Raw genomic sequence first — 15,901 nt, forward strand, 5'->3', positions numbered from 1 at the left:
TATGAATATATAATACACCCTATTTTATACAAAGTCAAGAAAAAAGCATAAAAAATTAGCACTTGATTTAATCAAGTGCTAATTTATCTAATTAATTATCATATTCATATAATTTATACTGCTCAATTAACTCTATTAACTTACTTGCATAGGTTGGATCAGTTGCATAGCCTGCATCTTGGATGGCCTGAGCCGCCTCCTTGTAGTCATCAGCTGCGACTACTTCTGCATACTTGGACTTGTCCCAATCAACCCCTTCACGCATAAGTTTTGCATGAGCAATGATTGAATCCCTCCAGGAATCGTACCAAGCAAAATCACCTGTGGCAGTAATCCATTCACCGTCTAGATACTCCTTGGTTTCAAGTTTAATATGTTTACCGCTGCTGTCTGCTTTTACACCAAATAAATTTTTATACTTACTGGCTAGTTCACTTTGACCAAAATTTGACTCCAAACTAGCCTGGGCTATAATCAACGAAGCTCTTATCCCATATGCCTTTTGAACCTCTTCAGCAGAGGGAGCAATTTCTTTAATAAACTCCGTACGGTCAATTTTTACTATCTTATCTTCAACCTTAGTGGAAACTCCACTGGTATGCACCAGGGAAAAATTTCCAATAAATAGGGTTACCAGCAGTTCTATCAAAATAAAAAAGATAAAAAATGGTAGCTTTAACTTCCGCCTCACCCGCATCCTCCGTAACTAATCTTTTTCCATAAGTCCTTATTTATGACTTCTCTCCCATTAATTGACGTCCTTTAGTCCGGTAAGACATGTCTCCGACGCTTTCAATCTTAAAATCACCATCAAAGGTAAGTTCAGTAACACTTCCATTATCAAGGGCTTGAACTCTTGGTTGATCTGGATTAATCAGATGGATAAAGGTCGCTATAGTTAATCCGTGGCTAACAATGACAATATTTTCTGCCCCTGTATCCATTGCCTCAGTCGCTATATCCCTAAAGCCTGTAAGAATTCGTTCTCGTAAGAGTTCCCAAGGCTCTGCCCAACCGGCAGTATCAACTTCCATGATTCCATTAGCCATGTCCTCATAGCTCAACTTTTCAATATCTTGTCCCTTAAAGGCCTGGGTTCTTGGGAGAACTCCGCCAAACAACTCCCCGTCATAGGCTCCGTCCATACTTCCAAAGCACCACTCCCGAATACGAGGATCCATAGTATAAGGAATATCTTGATTTTCTGATCGACTTAAAATTAGATTCATAGTCTGAAGGGTTCGACCACTATCTGAAGAGTAGGCCCGGTCAAACTTAATTCCCTTATCCTTAAAGCCAAGTCCTAGTTCAATTATTCCAATTTCTCCGTCCTTGGTTAGGGGAGTATCTGACCAACCTTGAGCACGACCAATTGTATTAAACATGGTTTTCCCATGTCTTACCAAATAAATTTTAACCATCTTTATCTTCCTTTCATAAACCTAAATTTAAACGCCCTGTTTGGCACATTATAGCATATTTTTTTTAATCTTGTTAACTAGCTAGCATTAGGGCTGTTTTACCTAAATAAAAAGCACCCCGCAGGGTGCTCCTTAAAACCAACTCATGAATCTTACAAGATATAGATTAATCCTTACCTCCCAGGCATAGAAAATATTACCGCCATTAACATACAACTTACCTCCATTAAAAAAGAAAGAAATTGGAGTCAAATGCCTGTAAGTACTTGCATCTTCATTACCTAAAGACTTGGCAAGAACATCAGCTGAATAACTTTCACTAAGCTTAAGGGTATTTTTCTTACCCCTTTGAGCCACATAGTCAATGTAGGCCTCACCAAAATTATAGGCCTGGACACCTGTCCAAACATCAACTCCAGCAAGAGAAGCTTCCTGCAGGCGCTCTGATAAAGTCATAATCCCCTGCTTTATACTATCCTCCTGGCTGGAGATGGAGTTAGGTTCATAACCCAAACTTTCACTCGACTGCATAACATCTGCGGTCTTACCCTTTGTTTCAGTATAAATTATAGCCAAAGCAAGTTCAGTATCATTATTACCTTCTACTCCGTGATCCTTTAGGCTTTCTTCAATATAAGTCTTATAGGTCATAACCTGCTTAACATTCTTATGAACCTCAAAGAGATATATTCCCGAAAATACCAAAATAGCAAGGATTATTAATCTTCGAATTAGTTTAAACATACATTACCTGCCTTCTAAATAGCAGCTTTACCACTTATTTTTTATTTCTTCAATATTTTTAATTAAAATTGAATAACTTCCGTCCTCTTCCTGGATGAATTCAACCGAATTTACATCATCATAAAGGCTTTGAGGAACCATGAGTTCAATCCCGTTTGATAAGGACAGTTTTTGATTGGATAATTTCTTTTCAAGTCCTTGACTAGGAATCTCTGAAAAATCAACCCTTTCAGGTAAAATTTCCTTAAGATTATCCTTGAATTCGAGGCGGGCACTTAGATTATCTGAAAAGAATTGATCTGCCAGGTTTTCTGGATCAAGGGACTGATTTTCTTCAATTGACGAATAAACCAAGTTTTGAACTTTTGAAGAAAATTCAAAGTCATCCTTATTGAATTCACCAGCAACAGCATGGGCTGTTTTTTTAATGGCCTTTATAGCATGATCAATTGACAGGTCAGGACTATCTGCTAGAAGATTTTCTGACAGATAGTTATAAGTTTTTCCGTTATATTTGATTCTCTTTTCGATTAAATGATACCTTCTAGAAGAAAGATTTATGATAAGAGCCTCATCAGCTGGACTACCTGCACCAGGTAGACTCTTCTGGGTTCTTTTAATTGTAATCGATTGATTTTCAACCAGGTGGGAAAAATTTTCCCGCAGGGCCATCCTCATAAAGGCAAAATGATTAACGGCATCCTTTTCAAATTCAACAAAGAGCAAATCACTTAACCTGGGCTCTTCAGCCAACCTATATTCTTCCTGCCAAAGGTTTGCAATCTCCTTACTTGTTTGAAGGAAATCAGAACCGATAAGAGCTAGAAAATTATTTTCAGCAGATAACTCACCTCTTTTTGCCTTGTCTGTATAAACCTTCTCCACTTTTTTACTGACATAGTCTAAAAGGGAGGGGGTTAAATCTAGTAGGTCTTCTGAAAAATCCAAATCCTCTTGGCCTGGATCAAAGGAATGAATAATTGCCTTTTTTACATATATATCTAACATTTACTTATTATTTATATAGGGGGAATTTATCAGTTAGGTTTTTAACCTCAACTTTTACTTGATCAAGAACTTGAGGATTATTCTTATTCTTGAAAGCTTTAATGATAAGTCTTGCTACTTCCCTTGATTCTTCCTCTTTGAAGCCTCGACTAGTAATAGCTGGGGTTCCAATCCTCACACCACTTGTAATAAAAGGACTTAGGGGCTCAAAAGGAATTGAATTTTTATTAAGGGTAATACTTACTTCATCTAGAAGATTTTGAGCTTCCTTACCATTGATATCAAGACCTGTAACATCTAGCATAAACAGATGATTGTCAGTACCACCACTTATTACACGAAGACCTTCTTCTTGGTCAAAAACCTCAACCATAGCCTGGGCATTTTTAATTACCTGAGTTTGATAGTCAACAAAGTCTTGACCCATCGCTTCTTTAAAGGCAACAGCCTTGGCTGCGATTACATGCTCTAATGGTCCTCCTTGAATACCTGGGAAGATGCTACTATTTATCTTCTTGGCTAAATCCTCATCATTTGTAAGAATCATTCCTCCGCGAGGTCCCCTTAAGGTTTTATGGGTTGTAGTTGTTACAAGGTCAGCATACTCCATAGGATTTTGGTGAAGACCAGCTGCAACAAGACCTGCGATGTGAGCCATATCGACCATAAGTTTTGCCCCAACCTCATCAGCAATTTTACGAAATTCCGCAAAATCAATGGCTTTTGAGTAGGCTGACGCTCCAGCTACAATAAGTTTAGGCTGAACCTCACGGGCCATGTTTAAAATAGCCTCATAGTCAAGTTCCTCTGTCTTTGGATCAACCCCGTAAGATGTAAAATCATAGGTCTTACCTGAGAAGCTTACTGCTGCCCCGTGAGTTAAGTGTCCTCCAGCTGCAAGGTCCATTCCCATTACCTTATCACCTGGTTGGATTAAACTCATATAAGCTGCCTGGTTAGCCTGGCTACCTGAATGAGGTTGAACATTTGCAAACTTAGCTCCAAAAAGTTCCTTGGCCCTTTCAATGGCTAAATTTTCAACCACATCGACAGCCTCAGTTCCGCCGTAATAACGACGTCCTGGGTATCCTTCAGCATACTTATTTGTTAAAAGACTTCCTTGAGCAGCCATTACAGCTGGGCTTGCAACATTTTCACTGGCAATTAATTCAATGTTTTGTTGCTGGCGGTCTTCTTCTGCACGAACAGCAGCCCATAATTCAGGGTCTTGTAAAATATAGTCTTCTTCATTAAAAATCATAATAGCTCCTCAATACTTTCTAATTTCACTGCTCCCTGCCTTAAAATCCTAGGACTTCCCTTTGAAAAATCAACGATGGTTGAGTCTAGCCCACTAATACTTGGATCATCCTCTTTAAGGGCCCTAATTTTTCCTGCAAAATCTTCCATGACCTGAGCGGCTTTTCTTGGACTAGGTTGCCCTGTTAAATTGGCACTTGGCCCTACCAAAACACCTACTTTTCTAATAACTTCTAAAGTAAAAGCATTGTCTGGCATCCTAAAGCCTACAGTATCCTTTCCTTGATTGATATAGGAAGGAACCTGATCACTTGATTCAAGAATAATCGTTAGAGGACCCGGCCAAAATTTTTTAATTACCTGCTTAAGATTTGCAGGTTGATTTTTAGAATACTTGTAAAGATCAGAAAGGCCTGAGATATTTAAATTTAAGGCATGATCTAACTTTCTTCCTTTGACAGCAAATACCTGTCTGACAGCTTCTTCATTAAGAGCATCCGCAAATAATCCGTAGACTGTTTCAGTGGGCATGGCCACAAGCTCCCCTTCTTTTAAGAAGGTCGCTGCTAAATCGAGTTGATTGTCTGTTAAAATTTCAGTTTTCATCGACTACTACCATCCTATCAAGTCCAGCCAAATCCTTAAAAACTCTAATTCTTTTAGCTGGATAGACTTCTGAAAATATTTTTTTAACCTGACTTGCTTGCTTGAAGCCAATTTCCAAGTAAATTTTTCCCTGGTCCTTCAATAAATCAGGGGCACCCTGGGCGATTTTTTCATAGATAAGGAGGCCTGAATTTTCAGCATAAAGGGCCAAGTCTGGCTCATGCCTAATAACAGACTCATCCATATATACTTCTTCATCAAAGGAGATATAAGGCGGGTTGGACACAATTATATCAAAATTTCCCGAAAGATTCGAAAATACATCACTTTGGATAAACTCAACCTGGAGATTATTTGCCTGGGCATTGTCTGAGGCTAAATCAAGGGCATCTTGGGAGATGTCAGCTAGAACTAAATCCCAGTCTGGACGCGCCTTTTTAAGGGACAGACCAATGGCTCCAGAACCTGTACCCAAATCTAGCACCCGAAGCTTTGGTCCTTGATTTTCCCTAAGAATTAAATCAACAAGCTCCTCTGTTTCAGGGCGAGGGATTAAAACCCTTTGATCGACTTTTAGGTTTAGGTCATAAAAATCAGTGTTACCCACTATATATTGGGCAGGCTCCATGTTTACAAGCCGCTGTGATATTTCTTCTAAAAGAAGGAGGTTATCTTCTGTAACCTCCTCGTTGAGCAATTTTACGTAATCCAAGGTATCAAGTTCCTTGAGGTAGCGAAAAACATAAGCCAGGTCTTCCTGATTTTTTACTTCGATTAATTTTTGCTCAAAGAACTCCCTATATTTCATACTTACTTCCTTAGATTATTTATTTAATTCTTCTAGTTTTTGAGTTTGGTCATAAATCACTAGAGCGTCAACAACTTCGTCCAGTTTACCAGCAATAATCTGGTCAAGTTTTTGCACAGTAAGACCAATACGGTGGTCGGTCACACGGTTTTGCGGGAAGTTGTAAGTTCTGATACGTTCTGAACGGTCCCCTGTTCCGACTGCTGACTTACGGGTTGCATCATACTCGCTTTGAGCCTCTTGGGCATAGTGGTCATAAACGCGGGCGCGGATGATTTTCATAGCCTTTTCACGGTTCTTTTGTTGGCTACGCTCGTCCTGCATCTCAACCTTAATACCAGTTGGAAGGTGGACGATACGGACTGCTGAGGCAGTCTTGTTGACGTGCTGACCTCCGGCACCTGATGCGTGGTAGATGTCTGTACGTAGGTCTGAATCTGGGATGTCGATTTGCACGTCTTCGGCTTCTGGTAGGACTACTACTGTGGCAGTTGAAGTGTGGACACGGCCTTGTGATTCAGTTGAAGGGATACGCTGAACACGGTGGGCTCCTGACTCATACTTAAGCTTAGAGTAAACAGAGTCTCCTGAAACCATGGCGATAACTTCTTTGTAACCACCAACACCTGTAATATTTGCTTCCATAACTTCAAACTTCCAACCTTGACCTTCGGCATAGCGTTGGTACATGTTTAAAAGATCTCCGGCAAAGAGTGCTGCTTCGTCACCACCTGCTGCTCCGCGGATTTCCATGATGATGTTTTTGTCGTCATTTGGGTCTTTAGGAAGTAGTAAGATTTTGATTTCTTCTTCTAATTCTTCCTTGTGGGCCTTGGCATCTTTCAGCTCTTCCTTGGCCATTTCAATCATCTCATCGTCAAGACCACTTTCTCCTAGTAGTTCTTCACTGTCTGAGATTGTTTCAAGGGTCTTCTTGTAGTCACGGTAAGCCGCAACAGTTTGGCGAATGCTTGCCTCTTCTTTAGAAAGAGCCATGAAGCGTTTGGTATCAGAAACTACCTCTGGGTCACTTAAAAGTTCCCCAAGTTCTTCGTAACGGTCTTCTACCGCTTGAAGTTGATCATACATTAGTTATTCTCCTTAATATCTGGGTTAAAGTAGTGCTTGCGGCAAACCGGTAGGTAGGATTCATTACCTCCGATTTGAATGGGTTCGCCCTCATAGACAGGCTCTCCATCTAGAAAATGGAGAATCATGATCGCCTTTTTACTACAGTACCAGCAGATTGTTTTAATTTCTTCAATTTTATCAGCCAAGAGTAGTAGCTGCTTTGATCCTTCAAACATTTCATTTCTAAAATCGTTTTTTAGACCAAAGGCCATGACTGGCACATTTAAATCATCAACAATTTTTGCTAAATCATAAACATTTTTCTTACTTAGGAACTGACATTCATCAACAAGAATACAGTAAGGTTTTTCTTCCATCTGATTGATATAATCAAAAAGATCCATTTCATCTGTCACTGGAAGGGCTGGTCTGCTCATTCCAATTCGTGAAGAAATCACCCCTACCCCGTCCCGGGTATCTAGGGCACTGGTCATCAGAACCACTTTTTTTCCTTGCTCCTCATAATTATGAGCAACCTTTAAGATTTCAATCGTTTTGCCGGCGTTCATTGAACCGTAGCGAAAAAATAACTGTGCCATTGTTAATATTTATCCTTCCCAATCATTTATAGCCTTCAAAGGCTATAATGAAGTCCTTTATGATTTTACCATAGAAGGGACTTTTTTTCTAGCCAGGCTTTTTGTATTTTCAGACTAGCTTTTACTATTTGATAAATTAATGTTACAATAATCTTAAAAATTTTTAGGAGGATTTTATGCCCTTTGTCCGCATTGACCTTTTTGAAGGCCGCACTGAAGAACAGAAAATAAATTTAGCCCGTGAAATTACAGAAGTTGTCACTAAAAATACTGGTGCCCCAGCTGAAGCCATTCACGTTTTTATTAATGATATGCCTGAAGGTACTTACTACCCACACGGCCAAATGAAGAAAAAGTAATATGACCTAGGGTCGTATTACTTTTTTATTATTATATAGGAGGAAAGATGTCACTTATTTTACAGATATTAATTATTTTATCAGCCCTTTTTCTAGCTAGCCTACTAGCCAAAAGATGGGGCCTACCAGTTGTTGTTGGCCAACTTTTAATGGCCCTTATAATCGGCCCTCTTTTAGGTCTTGTAGAGGAGAGTCAGACCACCGATTTTCTATCAGAAGTCGGAGTTATTCTTTTAATGTTCTTAGCCGGTTTTGAAGCTGACTTAAAACTTTTAAAAAAATATGTTAAACCAAGCTGTTTGGTAGCCCTATTTGGTGTTCTCTTTCCCCTAGTAATTTTTTATACCTATGCGAGGGGGATTCAGGGATTTGACAATCAAAAGGCTCTCTTTTTAGGACTTGTTTTTGCTGCAACCAGTGTTTCAATAACCATTGAAGTTCTCCAAGAATACAAAAAGATGCATACTAGATTTGCTGCTGTCATTTTGGGGGCCGCCGTTCTTGACGACATCTTAGCCGTTTTCTCACTTAGCCTACTTTCACCAGATAGCCACTCAAACAGCCCTTCAAAGATAGGATTTCAAATTCTTGGTCAGCTACTATTTATCTGCTTTCTCTTTTTACTTTCTAAATATCTACTAGATTTAATCTTTAAGGTAAGTAAAAAAATAAGTAAGAAAACTAATCTTTTTGCTAGCGATACCAGCCTATCTCTTATTATCTGCTTTTTCTTAGCCATTCTTGCTCAAAGTATTGGCATGTCTGATGTTATCGGCGCCTTCTTTGCAGGTCTTATTTTGGGCCAAAAAAAGGAAAGCTTGTATGAAGGTTCGCATCATCATATGGTAGAAAATAATATATCAACCATGGCCCAAAGCTTCTTCATCCCAATCTTCTTAACCTCTATTACCCTACCTCTAGAACTTTCTGGCTTGGACCAAAATATTCTACCCATCATCGTTCTTACAATCCTAGCCCTGCTATCAAAAATTATTCCAGCCTACTTGGCCGCAAGAATCTTTAAAATCACAAGACCCGAATCCTTAATTATCGGTACTGGTATGGTCAGTCGGGGAGAAATGGCCTTAATTATTGCAAGGGTAGGACTAACGGGTGGGATGCTTTCCACTGACCTTTATTCTCAGCTTGTTTTAGTTATAATTGCCACCACAATTTTAGCCCCTCTTATGCTTAAATTTTTATTTAAATTTTCCAAAACAAGTGACCTAGAAAATCTGGCTTAATTGCTAATTTGTCAAAATTTATATATAATTGTCTGACATCATCACAAACAAAAGGAGATTTTGATGAGGATCCTAATCACATCAGGCGGTACCACAGAAAACATTGACCAGGTTAGAGGAATTACAAACTTTGCAAGCGGAAGTCTTGGAAAAATACTTTGTGAAAAATTTTTAAAAGAAGATTGCCAGGTAACACTTCTTGCTGGTAGGAATGCTGTTTTGCCCCCAGATCACGAAAATCTTCAAATAATCACCATTGGTGATACCGAAGACCTTGATCAGCAAATGAAAAAATTAGTCCCTACAGCCCAAGCTGTAATCCATACCATGGCCGTTAGTGACTATTCTCCTCTTTATATGACTGACTTTAAAGAAGTTGAGGAAAGTAATAATCTTGCTGATTTTCTGAACCTTAAAAATACTGACAAGAAAATCTCTTCTGCCTCTGACTACCAGGTCCTCTTCCTCAAAAAAAATCCCAAGATAATTAGTAAAATTAAAAACTACAAGGAAGATATCATTCTTATCGGTTTCAAGCTTCTTGTTGACGTTCCTAAGGAACAACTCCTAAAAGTCGCTAGAGAAAGCCTTAAAAAAAATCGTGCCGACTATATCTTTGCTAATGATTTACAGGATATTTATGCCGACAAGCACCTGGGCTACCTGGTAGATGACAAAGCTGAGTACCCAGCAAGTACCAAAAAAGAAATTGCTGCTTTAATCTTTGAAAAAGTAAAGCAATTAGCAGAAGGAGATAAATAATGGCTAACATAACTCTTGCCGTAACGGGAAGTATCTCAGCCTATAAGGCAGCAGATTTAGTCTCTTCCTTGAAAAAGGCAGGTCATGATATTACTGTTCTCATGACCCAAAGCGCCCAGCAGTTTATTACCCCCTTGACCCTCCAAGTTCTTTCAAAAAATACAGTCCATACAGATATTATGGATGAGGAGTCACCTAGGGTAGTAAATCATATTGAGCTGGCTAAAAGGACTGACTTATTTGTTGTTGCCCCGGCTAGTGCCGATACCATTAGTAGACTTGCCCAGGGACGTGCTCAGGACATTGTAAGTTCAGTCGCCTTGGCTCTAGATGGCTCGACTAAAAAATTAATTGCCCCAGCCATGAATACAAAAATGTATGAAAATCCTTTGACTCAAAGAAATATCGATATTCTAAAGTCAGTTGACTTTGAGCTTGTCGAACCCAAGGTTTCTTTACTAGCTTGTGGTGATTACGGCAAAGGTGCCCTTGCTGACCTATCTGATATTGAAAATAAAATTAAGGAGTTATTAACCAGTGAAAAAAAATAGTGCCTCAAATATTGCGATCCTGTCGATCCTGCTTGCTTCAATGATTGTAATTAATGTCCTAACTCAGATTATCTTTACCGTCTGGCCATTTCCAATAAGACCGACTTTAATCCACATCCCAGTTATTATTGGTTCAGTTATTTTAGGACCTAAAAAGGGAGCCTTTCTTGGATTTTCAATGGGTGTGATAAGTAGTCTAACCTTGACCATCATTACAACTCCAACAAGTTTTCTTTTTACCCCCCTTCAACCACTTCCTGGGACTAATCACGGAGATTTAAGATCTCTTCTAATCGCCTTTGTCCCAAGAATTTTAATCGGAATTATTCCCTATTACGTTTTTAAGGCCTTTAAAAAACATCCAAAATTTGGAGCTGGTCTTGCTGGTTGTGCGGGAAGTTTAACCAATACAATTTTAGTCCTTTCGGCCATTTATTTTATGTTCGGAGATGTCCTCGGCTGGTCCCTTAAAACGGTTCTTGCCTCAATCGTTGGAACAAACTCAATTGCAGAAGCTATTTGTTCAACAATTCTTACAGCAGCAATTGTTCCAACTCTTATGAAGATTAAAGATTAAGCGTGTAAAAACGCTTTTTTTGTGTTAGAATGTAAATGTTTACACATAGTTTGTAGAAATAATAAAGGAGAATTAAATGAGTTACAAGGATACTTATCAAGTATGGCTTAACAATGAAGATCTTGATTCGCATTTAAAAGAAGAATTAAAGAATCTTACTGATGAACAAATTGAGGATGCTTTTTACACAAACCTTGAGTTTGGTACTGCCGGACAACGCGGTCTTATCGGAGTTGGAACCAACCGTATGAACATCTACACAGTTCGTCTAACTACTGAAGGACTAGCTCGTCTTATGGATAGTAAGGGTGAGGCTGAGAAAAAACGTGGAGTAGCTATTGCCTATGATTCACGTCATTTTTCACCTGAATTTGCCATGGAGGCAGCAAGTGTTCTTGCTTCTCACGGTATTCCTTCATACGTATTTGAATCATTAAGACCAACACCAGAACTATCTTTTGCTGTGCGTGATCTTAATGCCCTAAACGGAATCATGATTACAGCCAGTCACAACCCTGCGCCATATAATGGTTACAAGGTTTATGGTGAGGACGGCGGACAAATGCCTCCACATGATGCCGATGCTCTTACAAAATATGTTGATGAAATTGACGATATCTTTTCTGTTAAACCAGGAAATACTAATGACTACCTAAGAGAGGGTCTAATTACAATCATCGGAAAAACCATTGATGATAAGTACCTAGAAAATCTTAAATCAGTCACTATCAACCAAAAATTAATCGATGAATTCGGTCGTGATCTAAACATCGTCTTCACACCTCTTCACGGAACTGGTGAGATGCTAGGACGTGCAGGACTTGCCCAAGCTGGATTTGATAAGATTGCAGTTGTTGAAGAGCAGGCAATTCCTGACGGTGACTTCCCAACTGTTAAGTCACCAAACCCAGAAAGTCAAGCAGCCTTTGAACTTGCTGAAGAGCTTGGTCGTGAGGTTGGAGCTGAAATGCTTGTGGCAACTGACCCAGATGCTGACCGTATCGGAGTAGAAGTTCTTCTACCAAACGGAAACTACCAACCACTTTCAGGTAATCAGATTGGTGCCATCCTTGCTAAATACATTCTTGAGGCCCACAAACAGGCTGGAACTCTACCAGAAAATGCCGCAGTCCTAAAATCAATCGTATCAACAGATCTTGTTGCTCGTATTGCTGAAAGCTACAGTGTTGAGATGATGAATGTTCTTACAGGATTCAAGTTCATCGCAGAAAAAATCCAAGAATTTGAGGATACTGGTGACCACACTTACATGTTTGGTTTTGAGGAAAGCTTCGGATACCTTATCAAACCATTCGTTCGTGACAAGGATGCCATCCAAGCTTTACTTCTAATCTGTGAAGTTGCAGCCTACTACAAATCTCTTGGTAAAACTCTTTACGACGGAATCCAAGACATCTATGCTGAATATGGCTACTTCATGGAGAAAACAATCTCTGTAACCCTTGAAGGAATCAACGGAAGCGAACAAATCAAAGAAATCATGAGCAAGTTCCGCACTTCTGCTCCTAAACAGTTTGACGGAATGGACGTTGTCTTGACTGAAGACTTCAAGGAACTTACTGCTACTTCTAAAGACGGATCTGTAACAAAACTTACAACTCCGCCAAGTGATGTTCTTAAATACCACCTAGAAGATGGTAGCTGGATTGCCGTTCGTCCAAGTGGAACTGAACCAAAAATCAAATTCTACCTGGCTGTAGTTGCTGATACTGAAGCTGCTGCTCAAGCAAAACTTAACAACATCGAAACAGAAATTAACAACTTTTTAGCATAAAAAATAGCCCCCTACTAACCTAGGGGGTTTTTGATTGAAATATAAAAAAACCACCCTATCCTGCCAGGCAAGTGGGTGGTTTTTACTTACTAATTTTAATATAACCAGTAAAAATCTTATAAAATAGCTGACAGGGCAGCTCCAAGAGCTCCTGCAAGGGTTAGGATAAGCATAATCCATGCCACAGCTATTACCATTTTTTGAAAGGGACTTTTCGTTTTACTACGTTCTTGATATGCCATAACTACCTCATTTCATGGCTAGTTTATCAAAAATTTCCTTCTTTTGCAAGCTCTCCTAAATCCTTAAATTTTGAAGATAACTCGTTCTTAAGCTTCAAGTTCCTTAACAATAGCAAGGATTTGTTCTTTAGTGTGAACACCTGCTACTTGTTTAACAACTTCCCCATCTTTTTTGAAAAGAAGGGTTGGAATACTCATAACACCAAATTGTGAAGGTGTTTCAGAGTTTTCATCTACGTCCATCTTAACGATTTTAAGTTCGCTTTCATCAATTTCTTCTGAAAGTTGATCAAGGATAGGACCTTGCATACGACATGGACCACACCATGCTGCCCAAAAATCAACAAGGACTAAACCTTCTTTTGTTTCTTCTACGAAATCTTTATCAGTAACTGCTAATACCATTCTATTTTCCTCCTGCTTACTTTTGCTTATGGATAGCTTTCCATCTGCTTTAATTCTACTAAATTTTTTTAAAAATTGCTCGCCTAAAGACTTACTTTAAAATGGCTATGGTTGCACCACTACCACCTGCATTTTGCGGGGCATAGTCAAAGGACTTGATATGAGAGTTTCTTCTCAGGTATTTTTGAACCATCTCCCTAATTACCCCTGTTCCAATCCCGTGGACAATTGTAATTTGACCCATATTGTTTAAGAGGGCCTGATCGATGTACTCTTCAAGGTCTCGTTCAGCTTCCTCATAACGCATCCCCCTGAGATCAAGTTGACCCTTAAGGGTTTTACCTTGGCTCCTTTTAACAACGTTCACCTTCTTGGAAGCCTTCTGCTCCTCTTTCTTGATAGGTTCAAATTCATCTTCTCTTAGGCGAGTATTAATAAGACCCATCTGCACCTGCCAGCGCCCATCCTTTTCAAGTTTAACAAGGGTAGCCTTTTGACCATATTCATTAACTATAACCTCAGCCCCAGGTTTAAGCCCCCGCGCCTTCTTGGCTTTTTTAAGCACCTTATTCTTTGATAAATCAACTATCTGAGGGGCAAGTTTTGAAAGTTCAGTCTTGGCATTTATAATCTCATGCGGTTTAAGTTGAGCTCTCTCATTTAAGTCCTTAAGGATTGAATCTGCTTCTTCTGTCGCAAGTTTAATGATATCTTGAGCTTCAACCCTTGCCTTATTTAGTTCCTGTTCCCTGTCCCGATTAAAGGCCTTGTACATCTTACTCAAATCATTATGGAGTTTTAAATTCTCAGCTTCAAGTTTTTTAATATTGCTAAGACTTTCAGTCAAAGCGTAGTTCTTCTCCTCTAGATTGGCAATCATAAGGTTTACGTCTTGATCATTTTGATCGGTCAAAGATTCTGCCTGCTCAATAATCTTATCAAAAAGTCCCAAGCGCCTTGATATTTCAAGGGCATTAGATCTTCCTGGAACCCCCATAACCAGGCGGTAGGTTGGCCTGAAATTATCTAGGTCAAATTCCATGCTGGCATTAATTACACCAGGATTTTCAACCCCGTAGGCCTTAAGTTCTGGATAGTGGGTTGTAGCCATGGTTTTAGTCTTAGACAGGCGGAGGAAGTCAAGAATGGAGATGGCAAGAACCGCTCCTTCTTTAGGATCAGTCCCAGCTCCTAACTCATCCAAAAGAACCAAACTGTCCTTGTCAACATGATTTAAAATATCAATGATATTTGTCATGTGACTTGAAAAAGTTGACAGGCTTTGTTCAACAGACTGGCCATCACCAATGTCTGCAAAAATTTCCCTAAAGATACCAATTTTACTTCCCTCTTCAGCAAGAATTGGAAGTCCTGATTGACCCATAAGTTGTGCCAAACCAAGGGTCTTTAGACTAATGGTCTTCCCACCGGTATTTGGTCCTGTAATAACAATTGTATTAATACTTGCATCAAATTTTAAGGTATTTGCTACTGACATTTGATCGTCAATAAGGGGATGACGAACCTCATATAGCATGATATCCTTATCTAAACTAAGCTCAGGAATGGTTCCCTTTCTGTCAAGCTTGTACCTGTATTTGGCATTAATTAAATCAAAGTGACCTAGAAGCCAGTTATTTTGCTTAAGATCCTGACTGTGAGGCCTTAAGGCGTCAGATACCAGACTTAAGATTCTTTCAATCTCATTTCTTTCTTCAATTTTATTTTGAGAAAGTTTATTGTTTAAAGCTAGGGCCTGCTTGGGTTCGATATAGACTGTTTGACCACTAGAACTCATATCATGAACCACACCAGGAACCTTGTTTTTACTTTCAACCTTGACCGGTAAAACCTGGCGGTCATTTCTGATGGTTATAATTGACTCACTCAGATTACTGGCATTTTTGGAAAGATTTTCCTGCATAATCTGCCTAATATCTGATTCAAGTTTTTTAGAAGACATCCTGAGTTCAAAAAGTCTATCACTTGCAGTATCAAGAATATGGCCTGTTTCATCAACGATTTGTAAGAGGCCATTTAACTTAGGAAGATCCCTAAATTTATCTAGAAGATTTTGCAGGCTATCAAAACTCACATTTTGGCAGTCGTAAAAATAATTTAAAAGCTCACTTACAACCCTGATAACCCTTTTAATTTTGGCTAATTCTGGACCATTAAGATTGGCCTCAAGATCGAGTCTTCTTAGAATTTCTGTTAGGTCTTCTGTTTCACCAATTTTAAGGGGGCCATTTTCCTGGACGGCATCTGTAAGTTCAGAAAGCTCCTTAAACCATTCTAGGATTTTCTCCTCCTTGGTGGTCGGTAAAAGCTTAGTAAGTTCTTCAAGTCCTTGGGCCGTATTTAAAAAGGGTAAAAATTGATCCTTAACCTTTTGAAACTCAAGGGTTGTTAATATTTTTTTATTCATTAGTTCTCCTACTATCTAAAA

Annotated in this window: 18 protein-coding genes; 6 read left to right on the top strand and 12 right to left on the bottom strand. The window is 39.1% G+C overall.

The annotated features are described in order from the left end of the window. Window positions 1–91: 91 nt before the first annotated feature. The 9 genes from OZX60_04645 to OZX60_04685 form a co-directional block, all read right to left on the bottom strand. Complete coding sequence (locus tag OZX60_04645) at window positions 92–697, bottom strand: glycoside hydrolase family 73 protein (protein ID WEV44732.1); 606 nt, start codon at window positions 695–697, stop codon at window positions 92–94. Window positions 698–731: 34 nt separating this feature from the next. Next, window positions 732–1,421 (bottom strand): phosphoglycerate mutase family protein, encoded by a 690-nt coding sequence (locus tag OZX60_04650; GenBank protein WEV44733.1) that lies wholly within the window; start codon window positions 1,419–1,421, stop codon window positions 732–734. A 132-nt stretch (window positions 1,422–1,553) separates the two neighbouring features. Further along, window positions 1,554–2,165, bottom strand: a complete 612-nt coding sequence (locus tag OZX60_04655) for a lysozyme family protein (protein ID WEV44734.1) — start codon at window positions 2,163–2,165, stop codon at window positions 1,554–1,556. 27 nt (window positions 2,166–2,192) lie between these two features. After that, on the bottom strand, window positions 2,193–3,173 hold the full coding sequence (locus OZX60_04660) for a nucleoid-associated protein (protein ID WEV44735.1): 981 nt from the start codon (window positions 3,171–3,173) through the stop codon (window positions 2,193–2,195). A gap of 7 nt (window positions 3,174–3,180) precedes the next feature. Next, window positions 3,181–4,434, bottom strand: a complete 1,254-nt coding sequence (locus tag OZX60_04665) for a serine hydroxymethyltransferase (protein WEV44736.1) — start codon at window positions 4,432–4,434, stop codon at window positions 3,181–3,183. After that, window positions 4,431–5,039, bottom strand: coding sequence for an L-threonylcarbamoyladenylate synthase (locus OZX60_04670; protein ID WEV44737.1), 609 nt, complete (start codon window positions 5,037–5,039; stop codon window positions 4,431–4,433). Before OZX60_04670 ends, OZX60_04665 begins: the two co-directional genes overlap by 4 nt. Then, on the bottom strand, window positions 5,029–5,847 hold the full coding sequence (gene prmC / locus OZX60_04675) for a peptide chain release factor N(5)-glutamine methyltransferase (GenBank protein WEV44738.1): 819 nt from the start codon (window positions 5,845–5,847) through the stop codon (window positions 5,029–5,031). Before prmC ends, OZX60_04670 begins: the two co-directional genes overlap by 11 nt. A 15-nt stretch (window positions 5,848–5,862) precedes the next feature. Beyond that, window positions 5,863–6,936 carry a peptide chain release factor 1 gene (prfA, locus tag OZX60_04680; GenBank protein WEV44739.1) on the bottom strand — a complete coding sequence of 358 codons (1,074 nt, stop codon included), beginning with the start codon at window positions 6,934–6,936 and terminating at the stop codon, window positions 5,863–5,865. Beyond that, on the bottom strand, window positions 6,936–7,517 hold the full coding sequence (locus tag OZX60_04685) for a thymidine kinase (protein ID WEV44740.1): 582 nt from the start codon (window positions 7,515–7,517) through the stop codon (window positions 6,936–6,938). Before OZX60_04685 ends, prfA begins: the two co-directional genes overlap by 1 nt. Before the next feature lie 176 nt (window positions 7,518–7,693). On the opposite strand from OZX60_04685, the gene OZX60_04690 reads away from it, so the two are divergent. The 6 genes from OZX60_04690 to OZX60_04715 all read left to right on the top strand — a co-directional run bounded on the left by OZX60_04690 (window position 7,694) and on the right by OZX60_04715 (window position 12,805). Next, on the top strand, window positions 7,694–7,876 hold the full coding sequence (locus tag OZX60_04690) for a 4-oxalocrotonate tautomerase (GenBank protein WEV44741.1): 183 nt from the start codon (window positions 7,694–7,696) through the stop codon (window positions 7,874–7,876). 47 nt (window positions 7,877–7,923) lie between these two features. Beyond that, entirely contained in the window at window positions 7,924–9,120 is a 1,197-nt protein-coding gene (locus OZX60_04695; GenBank protein ID WEV44742.1) for a cation:proton antiporter, read from the top strand. A 63-nt stretch (window positions 9,121–9,183) separates the two neighbouring features. Next, complete coding sequence (locus OZX60_04700; GenBank protein ID WEV44743.1) at window positions 9,184–9,882, top strand: phosphopantothenate--cysteine ligase; 699 nt, start codon at window positions 9,184–9,186, stop codon at window positions 9,880–9,882. Next, window positions 9,879–10,433: a phosphopantothenoylcysteine decarboxylase gene (gene coaC, locus OZX60_04705; GenBank protein WEV45881.1), complete on the top strand. Its 555-nt coding sequence runs from the start codon at window positions 9,879–9,881 to the stop codon at window positions 10,431–10,433. Before OZX60_04700 ends, coaC begins: the two co-directional genes overlap by 4 nt. Beyond that, entirely contained in the window at window positions 10,420–11,010 is a 591-nt protein-coding gene (locus tag OZX60_04710; GenBank protein WEV44744.1) for an ECF transporter S component, read from the top strand. Before coaC ends, OZX60_04710 begins: the two co-directional genes overlap by 14 nt. Before the next feature lie 76 nt (window positions 11,011–11,086). Further along, entirely contained in the window at window positions 11,087–12,805 is a 1,719-nt protein-coding gene (locus OZX60_04715; GenBank protein ID WEV44745.1) for a phospho-sugar mutase, read from the top strand. A 116-nt stretch (window positions 12,806–12,921) separates the two neighbouring features. Here OZX60_04715 and OZX60_04720 read toward each other — a convergent pair whose 3' ends face one another. From OZX60_04720 to OZX60_04730, 3 genes are all read right to left on the bottom strand, one after another. Beyond that, window positions 12,922–13,047, bottom strand: a complete 126-nt coding sequence (locus OZX60_04720) for a DUF4044 domain-containing protein (GenBank protein ID WEV44746.1) — start codon at window positions 13,045–13,047, stop codon at window positions 12,922–12,924. Window positions 13,048–13,134: 87 nt separating this feature from the next. Next, complete coding sequence (trxA, locus tag OZX60_04725) at window positions 13,135–13,452, bottom strand: thioredoxin (protein WEV44747.1); 318 nt, start codon at window positions 13,450–13,452, stop codon at window positions 13,135–13,137. 91 nt (window positions 13,453–13,543) lie between these two features. Beyond that, window positions 13,544–15,880: an endonuclease MutS2 gene (locus OZX60_04730; protein ID WEV44748.1), complete on the bottom strand. Its 2,337-nt coding sequence runs from the start codon at window positions 15,878–15,880 to the stop codon at window positions 13,544–13,546. Window positions 15,881–15,901: the final 21 nt, after the last annotated feature.

Source organism: Streptococcaceae bacterium ESL0687, assembly GCA_029392475.1.
GTDB lineage: Bacteria > Bacillota > Bacilli > Lactobacillales > Streptococcaceae > Floricoccus.